General features: G+C 61.5%; 18 protein-coding genes and 1 riboswitch. Of the genes, 8 read left to right on the top strand and 10 right to left on the bottom strand.

The features are described from left to right. Positions 1-13: 13 nt before the first annotated feature. Positions 14-1,255 carry a bifunctional glucose-1-phosphatase/inositol phosphatase gene (agp, locus tag ACOTZC_RS01460; RefSeq protein ID WP_023311075.1) on the bottom strand — a complete coding sequence of 414 codons (1,242 nt, stop codon included), beginning with the start codon at positions 1,253-1,255 and terminating at the stop codon, positions 14-16. Positions 1,256-1,407: 152 nt separating this feature from the next. Here agp and ACOTZC_RS01455 point away from each other — a divergent pair, with 152 nt between their 5' ends. Next, positions 1,408-1,851: a winged helix-turn-helix transcriptional regulator gene (locus tag ACOTZC_RS01455; protein WP_047173168.1), complete on the top strand. Its 444-nt coding sequence runs from the start codon at positions 1,408-1,410 to the stop codon at positions 1,849-1,851. 125 nt (positions 1,852-1,976) lie between these two features. Continuing rightward, positions 1,977-2,771, top strand: a complete 795-nt coding sequence (locus ACOTZC_RS01450; RefSeq protein WP_163353668.1) for an SDR family NAD(P)-dependent oxidoreductase — start codon at positions 1,977-1,979, stop codon at positions 2,769-2,771. A 1-nt stretch (position 2,772) separates the two neighbouring features. On the opposite strand, the gene ACOTZC_RS01445 is transcribed toward ACOTZC_RS01450, so the two are convergent. Next, positions 2,773-3,132 (bottom strand): winged helix-turn-helix transcriptional regulator, encoded by a 360-nt coding sequence (locus ACOTZC_RS01445; protein ID WP_023311072.1) that lies wholly within the window; start codon positions 3,130-3,132, stop codon positions 2,773-2,775. A gap of 100 nt (positions 3,133-3,232) precedes the next feature. Between ACOTZC_RS01445 and ACOTZC_RS01440 the strand changes: the two genes are divergently transcribed. Next, complete coding sequence (locus ACOTZC_RS01440) at positions 3,233-3,982, top strand: SDR family oxidoreductase (RefSeq protein ID WP_047173167.1); 750 nt, start codon at positions 3,233-3,235, stop codon at positions 3,980-3,982. Between the two features lies 1 nt (position 3,983). Here the strand turns inward: ACOTZC_RS01440 and ACOTZC_RS01435 are convergent, their stop codons facing one another. Then, positions 3,984-4,487, bottom strand: a complete 504-nt coding sequence (locus tag ACOTZC_RS01435) for a DedA family protein (RefSeq protein WP_045401766.1) — start codon at positions 4,485-4,487, stop codon at positions 3,984-3,986. Positions 4,488-4,646: 159 nt separating this feature from the next. Beyond that, a riboswitch (M-box (ykoK) riboswitch) is annotated at positions 4,647-4,816 on the top strand. Positions 4,817-4,876: 60 nt separating this feature from the next. On the opposite strand from ACOTZC_RS01435, the gene ACOTZC_RS01430 reads away from it, so the two are divergent. Then, positions 4,877-5,878, top strand: a complete 1,002-nt coding sequence (locus ACOTZC_RS01430) for a magnesium transporter (RefSeq protein ID WP_023311069.1) — start codon at positions 4,877-4,879, stop codon at positions 5,876-5,878. On the opposite strand, the gene hpxK is transcribed toward ACOTZC_RS01430, so the two are convergent. The 7 genes from hpxK to hpxU all read right to left on the bottom strand — a co-directional run bounded on the left by hpxK (position 5,844) and on the right by hpxU (position 12,215). Further along, entirely contained in the window at positions 5,844-7,106 is a 1,263-nt protein-coding gene (hpxK, locus tag ACOTZC_RS01425; RefSeq protein WP_248182616.1) for an allantoate amidohydrolase, read from the bottom strand. The two genes, ACOTZC_RS01430 and hpxK, sit on opposite strands and share 35 nt — an antisense overlap. Beyond that, positions 7,103-8,344: a pyridoxal-phosphate-dependent aminotransferase family protein gene (locus ACOTZC_RS01420; protein WP_248161251.1), complete on the bottom strand. Its 1,242-nt coding sequence runs from the start codon at positions 8,342-8,344 to the stop codon at positions 7,103-7,105. The genes hpxK and ACOTZC_RS01420 overlap by 4 nt, the downstream gene beginning before the upstream one ends. 13 nt (positions 8,345-8,357) lie before the next feature. After that, the gene (locus tag ACOTZC_RS01415) at positions 8,358-9,095 is read right to left on the bottom strand and encodes an amino acid ABC transporter ATP-binding protein (protein ID WP_008499843.1); all 738 of its coding nucleotides are present in this window, start codon (positions 9,093-9,095) and stop codon (positions 8,358-8,360) included. After that, the gene (locus tag ACOTZC_RS01410) at positions 9,076-9,732 is read right to left on the bottom strand and encodes an amino acid ABC transporter permease (RefSeq protein WP_064791110.1); all 657 of its coding nucleotides are present in this window, start codon (positions 9,730-9,732) and stop codon (positions 9,076-9,078) included. The genes ACOTZC_RS01415 and ACOTZC_RS01410 overlap by 20 nt, the downstream gene beginning before the upstream one ends. Continuing rightward, entirely contained in the window at positions 9,732-10,397 is a 666-nt protein-coding gene (locus tag ACOTZC_RS01405) for an amino acid ABC transporter permease (RefSeq protein WP_421635556.1), read from the bottom strand. Before ACOTZC_RS01405 ends, ACOTZC_RS01410 begins: the two co-directional genes overlap by 1 nt. 4 nt (positions 10,398-10,401) lie before the next feature. Continuing rightward, positions 10,402-11,184: a transporter substrate-binding domain-containing protein gene (locus tag ACOTZC_RS01400; RefSeq protein ID WP_023311064.1), complete on the bottom strand. Its 783-nt coding sequence runs from the start codon at positions 11,182-11,184 to the stop codon at positions 10,402-10,404. Positions 11,185-11,375: 191 nt separating this feature from the next. Then, a complete protein-coding gene (hpxU, locus tag ACOTZC_RS01395; RefSeq protein WP_023311063.1) occupies positions 11,376-12,215 on the bottom strand; it encodes a MurR/RpiR family transcriptional regulator HpxU in 840 nt (279 codons plus the stop codon). Between the two features lie 143 nt (positions 12,216-12,358). Here hpxU and hpxW point away from each other — a divergent pair, with 143 nt between their 5' ends. From hpxW to hpxZ, 4 genes are read left to right on the top strand one after another with little or no spacing between them, the layout of a single operon-like run. Beyond that, positions 12,359-13,942 carry an oxamate amidohydrolase gene (hpxW, locus tag ACOTZC_RS01390; RefSeq protein WP_421635555.1) on the top strand — a complete coding sequence of 528 codons (1,584 nt, stop codon included), beginning with the start codon at positions 12,359-12,361 and terminating at the stop codon, positions 13,940-13,942. Between the two features lie 10 nt (positions 13,943-13,952). Next, positions 13,953-14,141, top strand: a complete 189-nt coding sequence (gene hpxX, locus ACOTZC_RS01385) for an oxalurate catabolism protein HpxX (protein ID WP_047174808.1) — start codon at positions 13,953-13,955, stop codon at positions 14,139-14,141. Then, positions 14,138-15,535, top strand: a complete 1,398-nt coding sequence (locus ACOTZC_RS01380; RefSeq protein ID WP_248168983.1) for an AtzE family amidohydrolase — start codon at positions 14,138-14,140, stop codon at positions 15,533-15,535. Before hpxX ends, ACOTZC_RS01380 begins: the two co-directional genes overlap by 4 nt. After that, on the top strand, positions 15,532-15,918 hold the full coding sequence (gene hpxZ, locus ACOTZC_RS01375; RefSeq protein ID WP_045401744.1) for an oxalurate catabolism protein HpxZ: 387 nt from the start codon (positions 15,532-15,534) through the stop codon (positions 15,916-15,918). The genes ACOTZC_RS01380 and hpxZ overlap by 4 nt, the downstream gene beginning before the upstream one ends. Positions 15,919-15,972: the final 54 nt, after the last annotated feature.

The raw sequence follows: 15,972 nt of genomic DNA, 5'->3' as shown, positions 1-15,972 counted from the left end.
GGGGGGTTCTCCTTTACTTCGCCGCGTTATTCATCACCGCATTGAATTTATCGACAGGACAGAAGCCGTTCGCATCCACCGGGCAGCCTTTCAGCTCCAGCGTCACGCGCTGCGCGGGGGACTTCAGCGATAGCACGCTGGCGTTACGCAGCTGCTCTGAACTCTGGTAGACATACTCAATTTTCATCAGCTCCTGATTGGCGTTTTTGTCATGCCAGCGCTGGAAGACAATCTTGCCGCCGATCGGGGTACGTTCCTGCTGGTCGTGCAGCTGATAGGGTTTGAAATCCAGGGCGGTGAGCAGGGAAGCAATGTTCGAATCATGCCCCACCAGCAGGGTGATCTTAGGCGCTTTCGCCTGCTCGGTGACCAGGGTTTTATCAATGTACTTCACCAGCGGCTTCGCCACGTTTTGCGCCACCTCGGTGGAGGTAAACAGCGAGTCCTGATAGCCGTTCTTCAGCTTAGACAGCACGCGCCACTGCTGGTCGGTTTTGATTTCGCCCCAGGCCACCTGGTCGGCCGGGAAGCCTTCGTAATACTGCAGCGTGAACGCATCCACCAGCGAGTTGCCCACCTTCAGCGGCCCGGATACGCCAGGCTCTTTTTCATAGTCGGCGCTAAAGGTATCTTTCGCGTCCGCCAGCGAGCAGACCTTTTTCTCTTTGCAGGACGGAGAATCGGCGTAGTTCGTCATTTGCTCCAGCAGCTTATAGCTTTCGGTAAGCTGCATTTTCTGCCGCTCGGACTCCATCGCCTTGAGCGCTTTTTCGCGGAATTCCGGCGAGTTATCGGTAATCACCGGATTAAAGGTCGGATCCATGGTGCCCATTTTTTCCTGATGGTGCACGGGAACGTCGCAGCCCGGGAACGCGCCGGTGATGAAGAACTGCGCGGTGGCGACGGTACGCTGCAGGCTGTTGGCGTAAGCATAAACGCTATCCGCCGCCGGGCATTCTCCCGTCTTCACCATCCCCTGCTGCGCCAGCCACTCGCGCATGTAATGGCCCATATAGACTTCCAGCACGCCGCCCTTGGTGGTGAGCTGACCGCCCGGCACCTCCCACTCCGGCCACTGCTTCGGCGTGGACTGCTCCAGCACGCTGCCGTTATTGGCGAGCGGCGCGCGCAGGTTGTGACGACTCATGATTAAAACTTGCTCCAGCTGATACCCTTCCGGCGTCTCTTGCGCCTGCACGCCAAACGTTGCTGAAATGGAACCGGCGACTGCCAGCGCGAGTAGTGCTTTTCTCATCCCTAATTCCTCACTCGTTTTAAAATGTCGCCTTCAGTGTGACAGATTGGTGACAATTTTCCGGGAAGCATTTCTCAAACTGATGATTAACGTGCTTACTGTGTGCACCAATAAGTTTTATAATAAAACCACACCCCACCGGAGAATTGACCGTGAAACGTACCCGCCTCGAAGAAAGCACCTGCCCCGTCGCCCGTTCGCTGGATATCATCGGCGACTGGTGGTCGCTGCTGATCGTGCGCGACGCGCTGCGCGGAATTAAACGCTTCGGCGAGTTCCAGAAAAGCCTTGGTATCGCCAAAAACATGCTGACCACGCGGCTAAAACTGCTGGTCGACGAAGGCATCCTCCGGCTTCAGCCCGCGTCCGACGGCAGCGCCTGGCAGGAGTATGTCCTGACCGAGAAGGGGCGCGCCCTGCAAACGGTGCTGGTTGCCCTCTCCCAGTGGGGGAATGAATTTTTGTTTGCTGAAAACGAATGCGGCACCGTTCTGGTCGATACCGAACAGCGCAAACCCCTGCGTAAACTGGCGCTTATCGCCGACGATGGCCGCGAACTGACGCCTGAAGAGATCGTGGCGAAACTCCCCTCCTGATAGTTCCCGACGGCAAAAGCACAAAATGCTCGCAAATATGGTTGCATTATAAAACCAAATAGCAGAGAGTTTATTCAGTTTCATCTTGAAACCAAATAACCCACTTTGCCTTGAGGTAACACACGATGACTACGCAAATCACCACCGCCCTGATTACGGGCGCCTCTTCCGGAATTGGTGCCGTTTATGCCGATCGCCTTGCCGCGCGCGGCGCTAACCTGGTGCTGGTCGCCCGTCGCGAAGATCTCCTGAAGACCCTTGCCGCCGACCTTCGCGCGCGCTACGGCGTGGCCGTCGATATTCTGGTGGCCGATCTTACCGATGAACAGGGGATCCGCGCCGTGGAAGAGGAGCTGCGCAGCAACACAGCCATTGATACGCTCATTAACAACGCGGGTACCGCCCAGATGGCGCCGTTCCTCGCAGGCGATGTGGCGCAGCATCAGGCCATTAACACCCTGAACACCACGGCGCTGATGCGTCTGACCTACGCCATCCTGCCGCGCCTGGCGCAGAACAATCGCGGCACGCTGATCAATATCGCCTCGGTGTTAGCGCTGCACGTCCGTGCCGGTAGCGCGCTCTACAGCGCCACCAAGGCGTGGGTTCTGAGCTTTACCCGTGGGTTACAGGAAGAATTTGCCGACAGCAGCGTGCGCATTCAGGCCGTGCTGCCCGCCGCCACGGCGACGGAAATCTGGAGCCATTCGGGCGTCACGGTGAACGATCTGCCGGAAGGATCGGTGATGACCACCGACGATATGGTGGATGCATCGCTGGCGGGTCTGGATCAGGGTGAACCGATCACCATCCCGCCGATGCATGACGCTGGCCTGTGGGATCGCTACGAAGCGGCGCGTCTTGAGCTGTTCAACAGCGCGCGCACCGGCATTCCGGCACCGCGCTACGCAAAACAGTAGCCTAACGCTCAAGCTGGTCGCCGTACTCGCTCATCCAGGCGGCCAGCGGGGAGAGTGCGTCCTGCAGGGTTAACCCCAGCGCGGTGATTTGATACTCCACACGCGGGGGGATCTCCGGGTAGACCGTCCGCGTCACCAGCCCGCGCTGCTCAAACAGGCGCAGCTGCTTCGTCAGCTCTTTCTGCGTGATGGGGGCAGCGGCCCGCAGCAGATCGCCAAAGCGTACGGGCGTGTTAAAGACAATCAGGCGGTAGAGAATAGGGATCGCCCATTTACCGGAAATCAGGTTAACAAACTGCGTCATCGGGCAGGTATACGCCTCAGATTTTTTTTCACAGCACACCTCCAGCATTTCTGCCATAGCACACCTCTTGCCTCTTTAGTATCCATTTGGTACCTGGTTTCCTTTCGATACTAACGTTTCTATAGTGCTTTCTCCAGAGACATTTCAGGAGAAGAACATGGGTCGTTTAACAGATAAATATACGCTGATTACCGGCGGCACCAGCGGCATCGGTCTTGCCACCGCGCAGGCGTTTATCGCCGAAGGCGCGCGCGTCGCCGTGACCGGACGCAACCCGGACACCCTCGCCGAAGCAGAACGTATTCTTGGCGATAAGGCCTGGGTGATCCCGACCGATGCGGGAGATATCGCCTCACAAAAAGCGCTGGCGGAAACCCTCGCCGCCCGCTGGCCACGCCTGGACGCGGTGTTTCTCAACGCCGGCGACGTAACGCACGCGCCGCTGGAAGCCTGGCAGGAGGAGGCGTGGGACCGCCTGATGGGCATCAACCTGAAGGGGCCGTTCTTTTTAATTCAGGCGCTGCTGCCGCTGCTGAATAACCCGTCGTCGGTGATCCTCTGCGGCTCGGTGAGCGCGCGTATCGGCCTGCCCACCAGCAGCGTGTATGCCGCGAGCAAGGCTGCCCTGCTGTCGCTGGCGCGCACGCTGTCGGCGGAGCTGCTGCCGCGCGGGATCCGCGTCAACGGCCTGAGCCCCGGTCCGGTGGAAACCCCGGCGTTTACCAAAACGGGCTTAAGCGAGGAGGCGCTTAACGCGATGATGGCGGAGATCATCAAGCTGGTGCCGCTCGGCAGAATGGGCTCGACGACGGAGCTGGCAAAAGCCGCGCTCTATCTGGCGTCCGACGAGTCGAGCTACACGGTGGGAACGGAGCTGCTGGTGGACGGCGGAATGGGGAGTTTGTAACTCAAAAGGCGCTGATGCCGGTGATAATGCCGACATACAGCGCCGCCCATGCGCAGGCGGAAAGCAGGCTGACGGCGTAGACCTTGACTGCATTCAGCCTGAGCATGCCCGCCGCCAGCGGCACGATGTAGCGCAACACCGCCAGAAAACGCGACGTAAACAGCACGATGACACCGTTCTTTTGCAACTGATGCTGTACCCGCAAGAACTTATCGGCATGCTTTGAGGTGAAACGCGTGACCAGCCGGGTGTGCCCCATCAGCTGGCCGATATGGTAGTTCAGCACCGAACCCGCCGTTGCCCCCAAAACTATGGCCAGCCACGCCAGTGCAGAATGCATGCTCGTCTGGCTAACGGTAATGCCCGCCAGCAGCATCACCGAGGCGGGCGGCAGCACGGAGGAGATCAGCACCGTCGATTTACTCAGCGCCATCACAAATAACAGCGCGAAAAGATGTGCCGGATACAGCGCAAAATGATTCAGCAGATTATCAAACCACGCCATTACCCTCTCCTTCGTTGATTATTTAATCCTCCATTAGAAATGAATTAACCTAAATAAACCCTCAACATTTTATTAATAAAAATCGTCTAAACCGTTCTTAAACATTATTTAATTTTCTGAGCGGTAAATTTAAATAAGCGTATTATTCCTATCGTTTTACAACGATCTCGTTATGGCGAGGCTCCTGTACAAATACACGTTATCGCTCTGGTAGGTTCGAGAGAACCGACACAGGGTAAAACAGGCACTGTCGAATCAAGGCTTTGTCAGTATAACTTCCCTCGCGGGATACGGTGTACAGTGCTGAACCCAGGACGTGGGGATCTCCTCTTCGACATGCCCTGTCTTGCTCGCCCCTGAGAGATGTTATTATTCAAAGGGAATTCACTATGTCTTACGCTATTCACAACCAGAATCTGGCATTCAATGACAGCGCCATTGCGCAATATATGAATACCGATTTTATTGTCCTCGATATTTCATTATGCGTGGCGCTGGCGCGCGAGCAATTCTTCGAAAAATTAAAAGACGACGATATTCCGTCTCATATTTTTATTGAAGACAATGGCCGCCTGGCGGGCATGATTGCCGTGCGTAAATTGCTGCAAACCGCCGATACGGTACAGCCGGTGAAATCGCTGATGATTTCGCAGTTTTTGCAGGTCAAACCGGAGGATGAACGTGCCGACGTTGCCGGACTGCTGGCACACGGCGGCGCGGATGTGGTGCCCGTGGTCACCCACGGCAAGCTCGTCGGCTGCCTGACCGAGCGCGAAATCGCCCATCTGCTGGAAGATGACGTCACCGAAGACGCCCAGCTTCAGGGGGCGACGCTGCCGCTGGAGAAGCCCTATCTGGACACCAGCCCGTATAGCCTGTGGAAGAAACGTTCCGTCTGGCTGCTGCTGCTGTTTGTCGCGGAGGCCTACACCAGCTCGGTGATCCAGCATTTTGAAGAGGCGCTGGAGTCCGCCATCGCGCTGGCGTTCTTTATTCCGCTGCTGATCGGCACGGGCGGCAACAGCGGGACGCAGATCACCTCCACCCTGGTGCGCGCCATGGCGCTGGGGGAAGTCCGCCTGCGCGACGTTGGCCGCGTGCTGCGTAAAGAGATGACCACCTCGCTGATGATTGCCGCCACGCTCGGTGTCGCCGGGTGCATTCGCGCCTGGATGATGGGGATTGGGCTGGAAATTACGCTTATCGTCAGCCTGACGCTGGTGTGCATTACGCTCTGGAGTGCGATTGTGTCGTCCGTGATCCCGATGGTGCTCAAGCGCTGCGGCATTGACCCGGCGGTCGTCTCCGCGCCGTTTATCGCGACGCTTATCGACGGCACCGGGCTGATTATCTACTTTAAGATCGCGCAATATACGCTGGGGCTGGAGTAACGCGGTCCGCCAGCTGGATCACCGCTCGCGAAAACACCTCAATCGCCAGGGCGACATCTTCAGCCATCACCGATTCCGCCGGATGGTGGCTGACGCCCCCTTTGCAGCGCACAAACAGCATGCCGACCGGCCAGCGTTCCGCGATGGCAATCGCATCGTGGCCCGCACCGCTGGGGAGCGATAGCGAGCGCCCCTGTACCGCTGTGACGGCCTCCTCCAGCACGTTTTGCAGGTGGATATCGCACGGCGTGGCGGCAATGCGGTAAAACTCCTCGGCGCTGAAGTCCAGACCGCGGCGCGATGCGATCGCCTGGGCATGTTCCAGCAGGTCGTTAAGCAACCGATCAAGCGGCGCATCCTGCGGACCGCGAATATCCAGCGAGAGCTGAACCTCGCCGGGGATTACGTTCACCGCCCCCGGCAGACAGCGCAGCTCGCCAACCGTCGCTACCAGGTTGCCGCCCTGCTGTCGGGTAGCGTTTTCAATGATAACCATCCACTCGGCGGCGGCGGCCAGCGCGTCCCTGCGGTGGAGCATCGGTACGGTTCCCGCGTGCCCGGCCTCGCCGGTAAAGCGGCAGTTCAGACGGCGCGCGCCGTTAATGGCTTCCACCACGCCAAGGGCGAGCGCCTCCTGCTCAAGGCATGGCCCCTGCTCAATATGCAGCTCCAGATAGGCGCTGAAATCCTCCTGACGGCGCGCGGCATGCAGCACGCGGGCAGGATCGAGCCCCACCAGGGTCATAGCCTGCGCCACGCTGATTCCGCTGGCGTCGGCTTTCTCCAGCCAGCCCTGCGGCCAGGTGCCGGTAATGCCCCGGCTGCCTAACAGCGTAATGCCGAAGCGGGTTCCCTCTTCGTCGCAAAAGCCGACAATCTCGATGGCCTGCGCCAGATGCACACCCTGCTGGTGCAGGCTGTCCACTACCTCAATGGCGGTGAGCACCCCAAGCATGCCGTCGTAGCGCCCGGCATTGCGCACGGTATCGAGATGCGAGCCGAGCAGCACCGCCTGCGTCCCTTCCTGCGCGCCCTCATAGCGTCCACAGATGTTGCCCACGCTGTCCTGCCAGACGGTCATTCCCGCCTGGCTCATCCACTGCCCCACCAGCTGGTTGGCCTGCAGATGCTGGGTGGAGAGATAGACCCTCGTCAGCGCATCCGGGGTTTCGCTGATGGCGGCCAGCGCGTCGGCGCGGGCCATCACCCGTTCTGCCGCCGGGCTCATTGCGGCGTCTCGCGGTGATAGTGGTCCCACGCGGCCTGCATGGCGGCCCCCTGCGTGGTGGAGAATTTCAGGTAGTTCAGCACCGACTCCAGCGCGCTCAGGGTGGTCATCACGCAGTCTTTGCGCGCGTTGTAGCCCATGGTGCCGATGCGCCACACTTTGCCGTGCAGCGGGCCAAACGAGGTGCCGATTTCAATCCCGAAATCCTCCAGCATCAGCTTACGCACCTGGTCGCCGTTGACGCCCTGCGGGATAACCACGCCCAGCACGTTGTTCATCTTGTGCTTCAGGTCGCCGAAGGTCTCCAGCCCCATCGCCTGAATGCCCTTCAGGAGCGCATCGCCGTGCAGCCTGTGGCGAGCGATGCCGTTATCCAGCCCTTCCTGCAGGATAAGACGCGCGCACTCGCGGGCGCCAAACAGCGCGGTGGTGGCTTCGGTGTGGTGGTTAAGACGTTCCGGCCCCCAGTAGTCCATTACCATGCCGAGATCGAAGTAGTTGGAGTAGATCATCTCCTCGTCGCCGTCGCGGTGGGCGTCGGTGCGTATGCCTTCCTCAACGCATTTGCGGCGGCGGATCGCCTCCTCCATGCGCGCGCTCAGGGTGATCGGCGAGGTGCCCGACGGGCCGCCGAGGCACTTCTGCATCCCGGCCGAGACGGCATCCAGCCCCCAGGCGTCGGTCTCCAGCGCGTTACCGCCGAGCGACGCGGTGGCGTCCGTGTAAAACAGCACGTCGTAGCGGCGGCAGATCGCACCCAGCTCCGCGAGCGGCTGCAGCATGGTGGTGGAGGTATCGCCCTGCACGGTCAGCAGCAGGCGCGGACGAATACGCTTAATCGCATCCTCGACCTGGTCCGGGGTAAACACCTCGCCCCACGGCACCTCGATGGTATGCACCTCCGCGCGGCAGCGGCGGGCAATTTCGCACAGCAGATGACCAAAGCGGCCAAAGACCGGCACCAGCACCTTATCTCCCGGGCGGATGGCGGAGACCAGAATGGCTTCAATTCCCGCGCGGGAGGTGCCGTCCACCAGCATCGTCCAGCGGTTCTCGGTGCGGAACACCCCGCGATAGAGCGCCATCACCTCGTTCATGTAGTGGGTCATGGCAGGATCGTACTGGCCGATCAGCTGGCTCGACATGGCGCGCAGCACGCGCGGGTCGGCGTTGATCGGGCCCGGCCCCATCAGCAGGCGCTGGGGCGGGTTGATTTGCGGAAAGCGTGCGATATCCATTTGTCAGTCCTTATCAGTTGAGGCCGCGCACGGAGGAGATGAACTGCTTCAGTTCCGTGGTCTGCGGGTTGGCGAACAGCGTTTTGCTGTCGCCCTGCTCCCAGACTTTCCCCTGGTGCATAAACACCACGCGGTCGCCCACTTCGCGGGCAAAATTCATTTCATGGGTAACCAGTATGAGCGTCATCCCCTCGGCCGCCAGCTGCTCCAGCACCTTGAGCACTTCGCCCACCAGCTCCGGGTCGAGCGCGGAGGTGATCTCGTCGCAGAGTAAAACTTTAGGCGACATCGCCAGCGCGCGGGCAATCGCCACGCGCTGCTGCTGGCCGCCGGAGAGGCTCGACGGGTAGTAATCCAGACGATCGCCTAAGCCCACTTTCTCCAGCATGCGCTGCGCCAGCTCGCGGCATTCGGCGGCGCTTTTCTTCAGCACCCGACGCGGGGCGAGCATCACGTTTTCCAGCGCCGTCATGTGTGGGAACAGGTTGAAGCTCTGAAACACCATCCCGACCGAGCGGCTGATTTCGCGCGCCTGAGAATCCCGGTCGGTAATGGTCATGCCGCCCAGCTTGATGCTGCCGTCCTGATAGCCTTCCAGGCCGTTGATGCAGCGCAGCAGCGTGCTTTTGCCCGATCCGCTGCGCCCGATAATGGAGATCACCTGGCCCATGTCGATATCCAGATCGACGCCCTTGAGCACGTGGTTATCGCCGTAGTACTTCTGCACCTGATTAATGGTGATGAGAGGCATTGAATTTCGTCTCCAGATAGCGGCTGTAGCGCGACAGCGGATAACACAGAATAAAGTAGCCGAGCGCCACCAGCGCAAAGACCTTAAACGGCTGATACGTCACGTTGGTCAGCATGGTCCCGGCCTTGGTCAGCTCAATAAAGCCGATGATCGACGCCAGCGCGGTGCCTTTGATCACCTGAACGGCAAAGCCGACCGTCGGGGCGATGCCGATGCGCAGCGCCTGCGGGGCGACAACGCGAAACAGGGTCTGGCCGAAGGTCAGCCCCAGACAGCGCGACGCTTCCCACTGCCCTTTCGGCAGGGCGCGAATGCTGCCGTTCCAGATATCGAGCAGAAACGCGCTGGTGTAGAAGGTGAGCGCCAGCGAGGCGGCGGTCCAAGGCGAAACGTCGATGCCGAACAGCGCCACGCCGAAGAAGGCCAGGAACAGCTGCATCAGCAGCGGCGTGCCCTGAAACAGCTCAATATAGCCGCGGATGATGCGCCTGACAGTGCGCCCGCCCGTGAGGCGCAGCAGCAGGAGCGGCAGCGTCACCGCCGCCCCGCCGACAAACGCCACCAGCGACAGCAGCACCGTCCAGCGTCCGGCCAGTAGCAGGTTGCGAATAATGTCCCAGTCGGTAAAGGTGGTCATCATGCCTGCACCCCCAGCCATTTGCGTCCCGCCGCCATCATCAGCTGGCGCAGGGTAATCGACAGCGCTAAGTAAATCCCGGTTGTCACCAGATAAACCTCAAAGCTCAGAAACGTTCTGGACTGGATCAGGTTGGCGGCGAAGGTCAGCTCTTCATACGAGACCTGCGACACCACCGACGAGCCGAGCATCACGATGATGCACTGGCTCACCAGCGCCGGGTAAATGCGCTGCAGCGCGGGCGGCAGCACCACGCGGATAAAGGTCTGCAGGCGGGTCAGCCCCAGCACGCGTCCGGCCTCCCACTGCCCTTTCGGCGTGACCTGAATGCCCGCGCGGATAATCTCTGTGCTGTAGGCGCCCAGGTTCACCACCATGGCCAGCAGCGCCGCTTCCCCGGCCGTCATATTCAGCCCGAGATTCGGCAGGCCGAAGACGATGAAAAACAGCTGCACCACAAACGGCGTGTTGCGGATAATTTCCACGTAGCCGCCCCAGATCCGGCTGAACCAGGTTTTGCGTCCGCTGCGGATCGCCGCCCCGAAAATCCCTATCGCCAGCCCGCCTACGGTGGCCATCACCGTCAGCTGAACGGTGACCCACAGCCCCGCCAGCAGCTCCGGCCAGTGCGGCCAGAGCGCGGAGAAATGAAGTTGCTCAGTCATCGGCTCAGGCGCCAAGGTTTGCCGGCAGCGGGGCCTTCAGCCATTGCTCGGACAGGCCGTTCAGCGTGCCGTCCTTGATGCCCTGCTCAATCAGCGCATCCACCTTTGCCTTCAGGGCCGGTTCGTTTTTCTTCAGGCCAATAAAGCACGGCGAATCTTTCAGCATAAAGCTCGGCACCGGGGCTTTATCCGCGTTCTGGCGCGAAATGGCCGCCACCACGAGGTTGCCAGTTGCCACGTACTGCACCTGTCCGGAGAGGTAGGCGGAGAGCGTGGTGTTGTTATCCTCGTAGCGCTTCACGTCCGCGTCTTTCGGCGCCAGGCCGGTCAGCACCATGTCCTCCACCGCCCCGCGCGTCACGCCGATGGTTTTTCCGCTCAGCGCGGCGGCATCTTTCAGCTCGGCGCCTTTCGGACCAAACACGCCGAGGAAGAACGGCGCGTAGGCGCGGCTAAAGTCGATCACCTTCTCGCGCTCCGGGTTTTTACCGAGGCTTGAAATGACCAGATCCACCTTATCGGTTTGCAGATACGGCACGCGGTTGGCGCTGGTCACCGGCACCAGCTGCAGCTTGAGCTTCATCTGTTTGGCCAGATAGCGCGCCATGTCGATGTCATAGCCCTGCGGCTGCAGGTCGGTCCCCACCGAGCCAAACGGCGGGAAGTCCTGCGGAACGGCAATGCGGATGGTGCCGCGCTTCTCGATATCCTGAAGCTGGTCAGCCTTTGCCGGCAGCTGTGTGAAGAGACATGCGGCCCCGGCCAGTGCAATCAACAATTTTTTCATGGTGCTTCCCCGTAACGTTAACATGAAACAAAAGATTCTTTGAATGTGATTTTGCAACTAATGTGCCAGATAGGGCGAAGCGGGAAATATTCTTGTAAAGCCTGATAAAACGGGGAAGGGTCGAAAAAACGAGCGTTTTCCCGACCCGCCACATGCACCATTTTAATGCAAAGCACCACCCTGATGCCCCATTATCGCTGTTCGAGTTCGTCCAGCTGCTGGTAGAGGGAGGCAATCTCGTGAATGCGCGGACGGCCTTTATCGAGAATCTCATGCAGGAAGGCGTTTGCCAGCAGGTTGATCAGGCTGTTGACCGAGGAGTAGCTGTCATAGGCCGAGACGCTGTCCAGCGGGGCGCAGAGCTGCCAGCTCGCCAGCGGAAACAGGCTGTGCGCCTGCGGCTCGCACATCAGCAGCACCGGAATACCGCTGCTCTGAAGCTGCTGCATCAGCGGGCGGATGATGCGCGGGCGGCGGCGAAAGGCCATCATGACCACCAGATCGTCCGGCGTTAAATCCACCAGCTCCTCGCCCAGGCTCTGCCCCGGCTGCGGCAGAACCAGCACCTGACCGCGCGCCTGCAGCAGCTGCTGGCGCAGGTGCAGCGCCGCCGGATAGGCGTTACGCATGCCGATAATGACGATGCGCCGCGCCTTCACCATGCAGGCCATGGCGTCGGCAAACTGCTGCGCGTCGAGGGCATTGACCCACTGGGTCAGGTTCGCCATCTCCTGCTTATAGTGGCGCGCCAGCAGCGTATTGCCCTGCACCGCGTCGCGGTTATCGGTGAGCGGCATCCCGCTCTGGCGCAGGGTGCGCAGCTCGTCGCGCATGTCCTTATATTTCTCATAGCCCAGACGCTTAAACAGACGGCTGACCGTGGCTTTCGACACCCCGCTCAGCTGCGCCAGCTCGGCACTGTTGTAGCTAATCAGGTCGTCAAAATGGTCGAAAATAAAGTCCGCCACCCGCTGCTCCTGCGGCGACAGCGACGGGTACTGTGCTTTCAGACGTTCATCCAGTTGTTCCATAGCGCCTCTGTAACTTTTGTTTCATCACATTGTACCTTTTATTATGCGTATTCATTATACGTGCCAGTTTACTGAAACTTTTCTTTCAGATCTGGAACAGCTTTTGCAGCACCTTGTGACTTTCAGGGTTACGAGGACGCTTTATGCAAAGTAATGTCTCCACGCACGGCATGGCCGTTGCGCCCCACCATCTTGCCAGCCAGAGCGCGCTGGCGGTACTGCGCGAAGGCGGCAGCGCGATAGAGGCGATGGTCGCCGCGGCGGCCACCGTTGCCGTGGTTTACCCGCACATGAACGGGCTGGGCGGCGATGGCTTCTGGCTTATCGTGCCGCCGGAAGGCGAACCTGTCGCCATTGATGCCAGCGGCGCGGCGGGATCGCGTGCAACGCTCGCCGCCTACGACGGGCTGGCGCATATTCCCCACCGCGGCCCCCGCGCGGCGCTGACCGTCGCCGGCACGGTGAGCGGCTGGGACGAGGCGCTGAAGGTCTCGCGCGAGATGACCGGCAAGGCGCTGCCGCTGGCCCGCCTGCTGGCCGACGCCATTGACTATGCGAAGAACGGCACGCCGGTCACGGCCTCGCAGGCCCATGCCACGGCCAGCAAATTCGACGAGCTGAAGCACATCCCCGGCTTCGCGGAAACCTGGCTGGTGGACGGCAAGCCGCCAGAGGTCGGGAGCCGCTTTTACCAGCCCGCCATGGCCACGACGTTGACGCGCCTGGCGGAGGACGGTCTGGACAGCTTTTACCGCGGCCCGCTGGCGGACGTGCTGGCGCAAGGCATGGAGACGCTGGGCCTGCCCGTGACGCTGGCCGATTTGCGCACGCACGTCGCCCGGCGCACCGCGCCGCTGAGGCTGCAGCATCAGCAGGGGGAGATTTTTAACCACGCCCCGCCGACGCAGGGGCTGGTCTCGCTGGCGATACTCGGCATCATCGACCGCCTGAATATGGCGGAGGCCGACGACGCCGACACCATTCACCGCATCGTTGAAGCCACCAAGCTGGCCTTTGGCCTGCGCGATGCCCACATCACCGACCCGCGCGAGCTGAAAACCGATATTCAGGGTCTGCTGGATCCCGCCGCCCTGCAGGCGTTTGCCGACAGGGTTGACGACGGACGCGCCGCGCCGTGGGGCACCGGAAAAGGCCCCGGCGATACGGTGTGGATGGGAGTGATGGACAGCAGCGGGCTTGCCGTGTCGTTTATCCAGAGTATCTATCACGAGTTCGGCAGCGGCGTGGTGCTGCCCGACACCGGCATCGTCTGGCAGAACCGGGGGGCATCGTTCAGCCTCGATCCCGATAGTCTTCTGGCCCTCGCGCCGGGCAAGCAGCCCTTCCATACCCTGAACCCGGCGGCGGCGCGTCTTAAGGACGGGCGCGTGATGGTCTACGGATCGATGGGCGGCGACGGCCAGCCGCAAACCCAGGCCGCGCTCTTTACCCGCTACGCGATTCAGGGCGTGCCACTGCAGGAGAGCATTTCCCGCCCGCGCTGGCTGCTGGGGCGCACCTGGGGACAAACCTCGGACACGTTAAAGCTGGAAGGACGCTTTACCGCTGAGACGGTCTCACGGCTTCAGGCGCTCGGACACGAGGTGGAAATCTTCCCTGACTTCAGCGAAGCGATGGGCCACGCGGGCGCGATTGTCCGCCACCCCAACGGGCTGTTCGAAGGGGCATTTGACCCGCGCAGCAACGGCGCGGCCGCCGGATTCTGAGGAGAAAACAATGACGACACAACAACCCGACTGGCAGGCGTATCTGGCGCAAATGGAGTCCGTGCTCGGCGTGACGCTGGACGATGCCCGCCGCGCCGAGCTGCAGGTGCAGTTCAGCCGCATTGCAAGCATGGCCGCCCCGCTGATGGCGCTGCCGCTCGACGACCGTCTGGAGATCGCTGGAGTGTACAAAGCATGAGGCTACACGAGATGAGTATCAGCGCGATCCAGCATGCGCTGGGCGCGGGCGAGCTGAGCGCTCGCGAGATTGCCCGCCAGACGCTGGAGGCGATTGCGCGCGTTAACCCGCAGATCGGCGCCTGGACCGCCGTGACGGAAGCACGCATGCTCGCCGAGGCCGAGAGCATCGATACCCTGCGCCGCGAAAAGCGCCCCCTGCCGCCGCTGGCGGGCGTACCCTACGCGGTAAAAAACCTGTTCGACGTTGCCGGCCACACCACCCTTGCCGGGGCAGAGCTGTTCAGCCAGCGCCCCGCCGCGGCCGCTGACAGCTTCGCGGTGCGCCAGCTGCGCAGCGCGGGCGGGCTGCTGACCGGGATGGTGAACATGGACGCCTACGCCTACGGCTTCACGACCGAAAACAGCCACTACGGCACGACGCGTAACCCGCACGATCTGGCGCGCATTGCGGGCGGCTCGTCCGGCGGCTCGGCCGCCGCCGTGGCCGCCGGGCTGGTGCATTTTTCGCTCGGCACCGACACCAACGGCTCGATTCGCGTTCCGGCCTCCCTGTGCGGCATCTACGGCCTGAAGCCCACGTTTGGCCGCCTGTCACGATCCGGCAGCCATCCGTTTGTCGCGAGCCTCGATCATATCGGCCCCTTTGCCCGCCGCGTGTGCGATCTGGCGTCCGTATACGATGCGCTGCAGGGCCGGGACAGCAGCGACGCTTTTCAGGCAGAGAGCTCGCGCGAGCAGACGCGCCCCCTGCTCGACCTCGGGCTCGACGGCCTGCGCTGCGCGGTGCTCGGCGGCTACTTCACCACCTGGTGCGACGCGGATGCCAGAGACGCCGTGGCGCGGGTGGCGAAGGCGCTCGACGTGCAGGATGAGCTGCAGTTCCCTGATGCCGAACTGGCGCGTTCCGCGGCGTTTATCATCAGCGCCTCCGAAGGGGGAAATCAGTACCTGCCTGCGCTTCGCCGCGAGCCCGATCGGTTTGAGCCGCACTCCCGGGAACGCCTGCTGGCAGGCGCAATGATCCCCTCCGCCTGGTACATTCAGGCCCAGCGGTTTCGCGCGCACGCCCGGCAGGCGTTTAAAACCCTGTTCGCGCAGGCCGATGTGCTGATCGCTCCGGCAACGCCGCGCAGCGCCACGCTCGCGGGTGAGCAGACCATGGAGATTAACGGTCAGCCGCTCCCCATTCGCGCCAGCATGGGGATGCTGACCCAGCCGATTTCATTTCTGGGCCTACCTGTGACCACCGTTCCGCTGCGCACCGCCCAGGGTGCGCCGATTGGCCTGCAGCTGATTGCCGCGCCGTTTAACGAGCAGGCCTGCCTGCGCGTAGCGCGCGTGCTGGAAGAGAGTGGGATCGCCGACGCGCGTCCGGCGGAGGTGGCCGCATGATGAATCACGATGACATTAACCTGCCGTGGGTGGTTGCCGAGGTGACCGCCGCGTTTTACCGCTATGAAGACGCGCTGGTGAGCAACAACGTTGCGGTGCTGGACGAGCTGTTCTGGCACGACAAAAACACGGTGCGTCTGGGGGCGGGTGAAAACCTGTATGGGATTGATGAAATCCGCGCATTTCGCGCGGCGCGCCCCGCCGCCGGGCTGCAGCGGACGCTGCGTCACACCGTGATTACCACCTTCGGGGAGGATTATGCCGTGTGCAGCACCGAGTTTACCCGCGAGGGCACGGATCGCATTGGCCGCCAGCAGCAGACGTGGGTGCGGTTTGCCTACGGGTGGCGGATCGTGGCGGCGCAGGTGAGTTTGATGGTGTAACGCTGAAAAACCCGCCCGGTGGCGCTGCGCTTACCGGGCCTGCGATGTCCCGTA

Source organism: Enterobacter cloacae complex sp. SHL009 (assembly GCF_049237205.1).
Taxonomy (GTDB): Bacteria; Pseudomonadota; Gammaproteobacteria; order Enterobacterales; family Enterobacteriaceae; genus Enterobacter; species Enterobacter cloacae_M.
The sequence above is the reverse complement of the archived record's forward strand: the minus strand, read 5'-3'. Positions and strand labels throughout refer to the sequence as shown.

Excerpts from the sequence above, each read along its gene's own strand:
- ACOTZC_RS01440 (WP_047173167.1), top strand. The coding sequence starts at position 3,233 with ATGGGTCGTTTAACAGATAAATATACGCTGATTACCGGCGGCACCAGC.
- hpxZ (WP_045401744.1), top strand. The coding sequence starts at position 15,532 with ATGATGAATCACGATGACATTAACCTGCCGTGGGTGGTTGCCGAGGTG.
- ACOTZC_RS01450 (WP_163353668.1), top strand. The coding sequence starts at position 1,977 with ATGACTACGCAAATCACCACCGCCCTGATTACGGGCGCCTCTTCCGGA.
- hpxX (WP_047174808.1), top strand. The coding sequence starts at position 13,953 with ATGACGACACAACAACCCGACTGGCAGGCGTATCTGGCGCAAATGGAG.
- ACOTZC_RS01420 (WP_248161251.1), bottom strand. The coding sequence starts at position 8,344 with ATGGATATCGCACGCTTTCCGCAAATCAACCCGCCCCAGCGCCTGCTG.
- ACOTZC_RS01380 (WP_248168983.1), top strand. The coding sequence starts at position 14,138 with ATGAGGCTACACGAGATGAGTATCAGCGCGATCCAGCATGCGCTGGGC.
- agp (WP_023311075.1), bottom strand. The coding sequence starts at position 1,255 with ATGAGAAAAGCACTACTCGCGCTGGCAGTCGCCGGTTCCATTTCAGCA.
- ACOTZC_RS01435 (WP_045401766.1), bottom strand. The coding sequence starts at position 4,487 with ATGGCGTGGTTTGATAATCTGCTGAATCATTTTGCGCTGTATCCGGCA.
- ACOTZC_RS01400 (WP_023311064.1), bottom strand. The coding sequence starts at position 11,184 with ATGAAAAAATTGTTGATTGCACTGGCCGGGGCCGCATGTCTCTTCACA.
- ACOTZC_RS01410 (WP_064791110.1), bottom strand. The coding sequence starts at position 9,732 with ATGACCACCTTTACCGACTGGGACATTATTCGCAACCTGCTACTGGCC.
- ACOTZC_RS01405 (WP_421635556.1), bottom strand. The coding sequence starts at position 10,397 with ATGACTGAGCAACTTCATTTCTCCGCGCTCTGGCCGCACTGGCCGGAG.
- ACOTZC_RS01430 (WP_023311069.1), top strand. The coding sequence starts at position 4,877 with ATGTCTTACGCTATTCACAACCAGAATCTGGCATTCAATGACAGCGCC.
- hpxW (WP_421635555.1), top strand. The coding sequence starts at position 12,359 with ATGCAAAGTAATGTCTCCACGCACGGCATGGCCGTTGCGCCCCACCAT.
- ACOTZC_RS01445 (WP_023311072.1), bottom strand. The coding sequence starts at position 3,132 with ATGGCAGAAATGCTGGAGGTGTGCTGTGAAAAAAAATCTGAGGCGTAT.
- hpxU (WP_023311063.1), bottom strand. The coding sequence starts at position 12,215 with ATGGAACAACTGGATGAACGTCTGAAAGCACAGTACCCGTCGCTGTCG.
- hpxK (WP_248182616.1), bottom strand. The coding sequence starts at position 7,106 with ATGAGCCCGGCGGCAGAACGGGTGATGGCCCGCGCCGACGCGCTGGCC.
- ACOTZC_RS01415 (WP_008499843.1), bottom strand. The coding sequence starts at position 9,095 with ATGCCTCTCATCACCATTAATCAGGTGCAGAAGTACTACGGCGATAAC.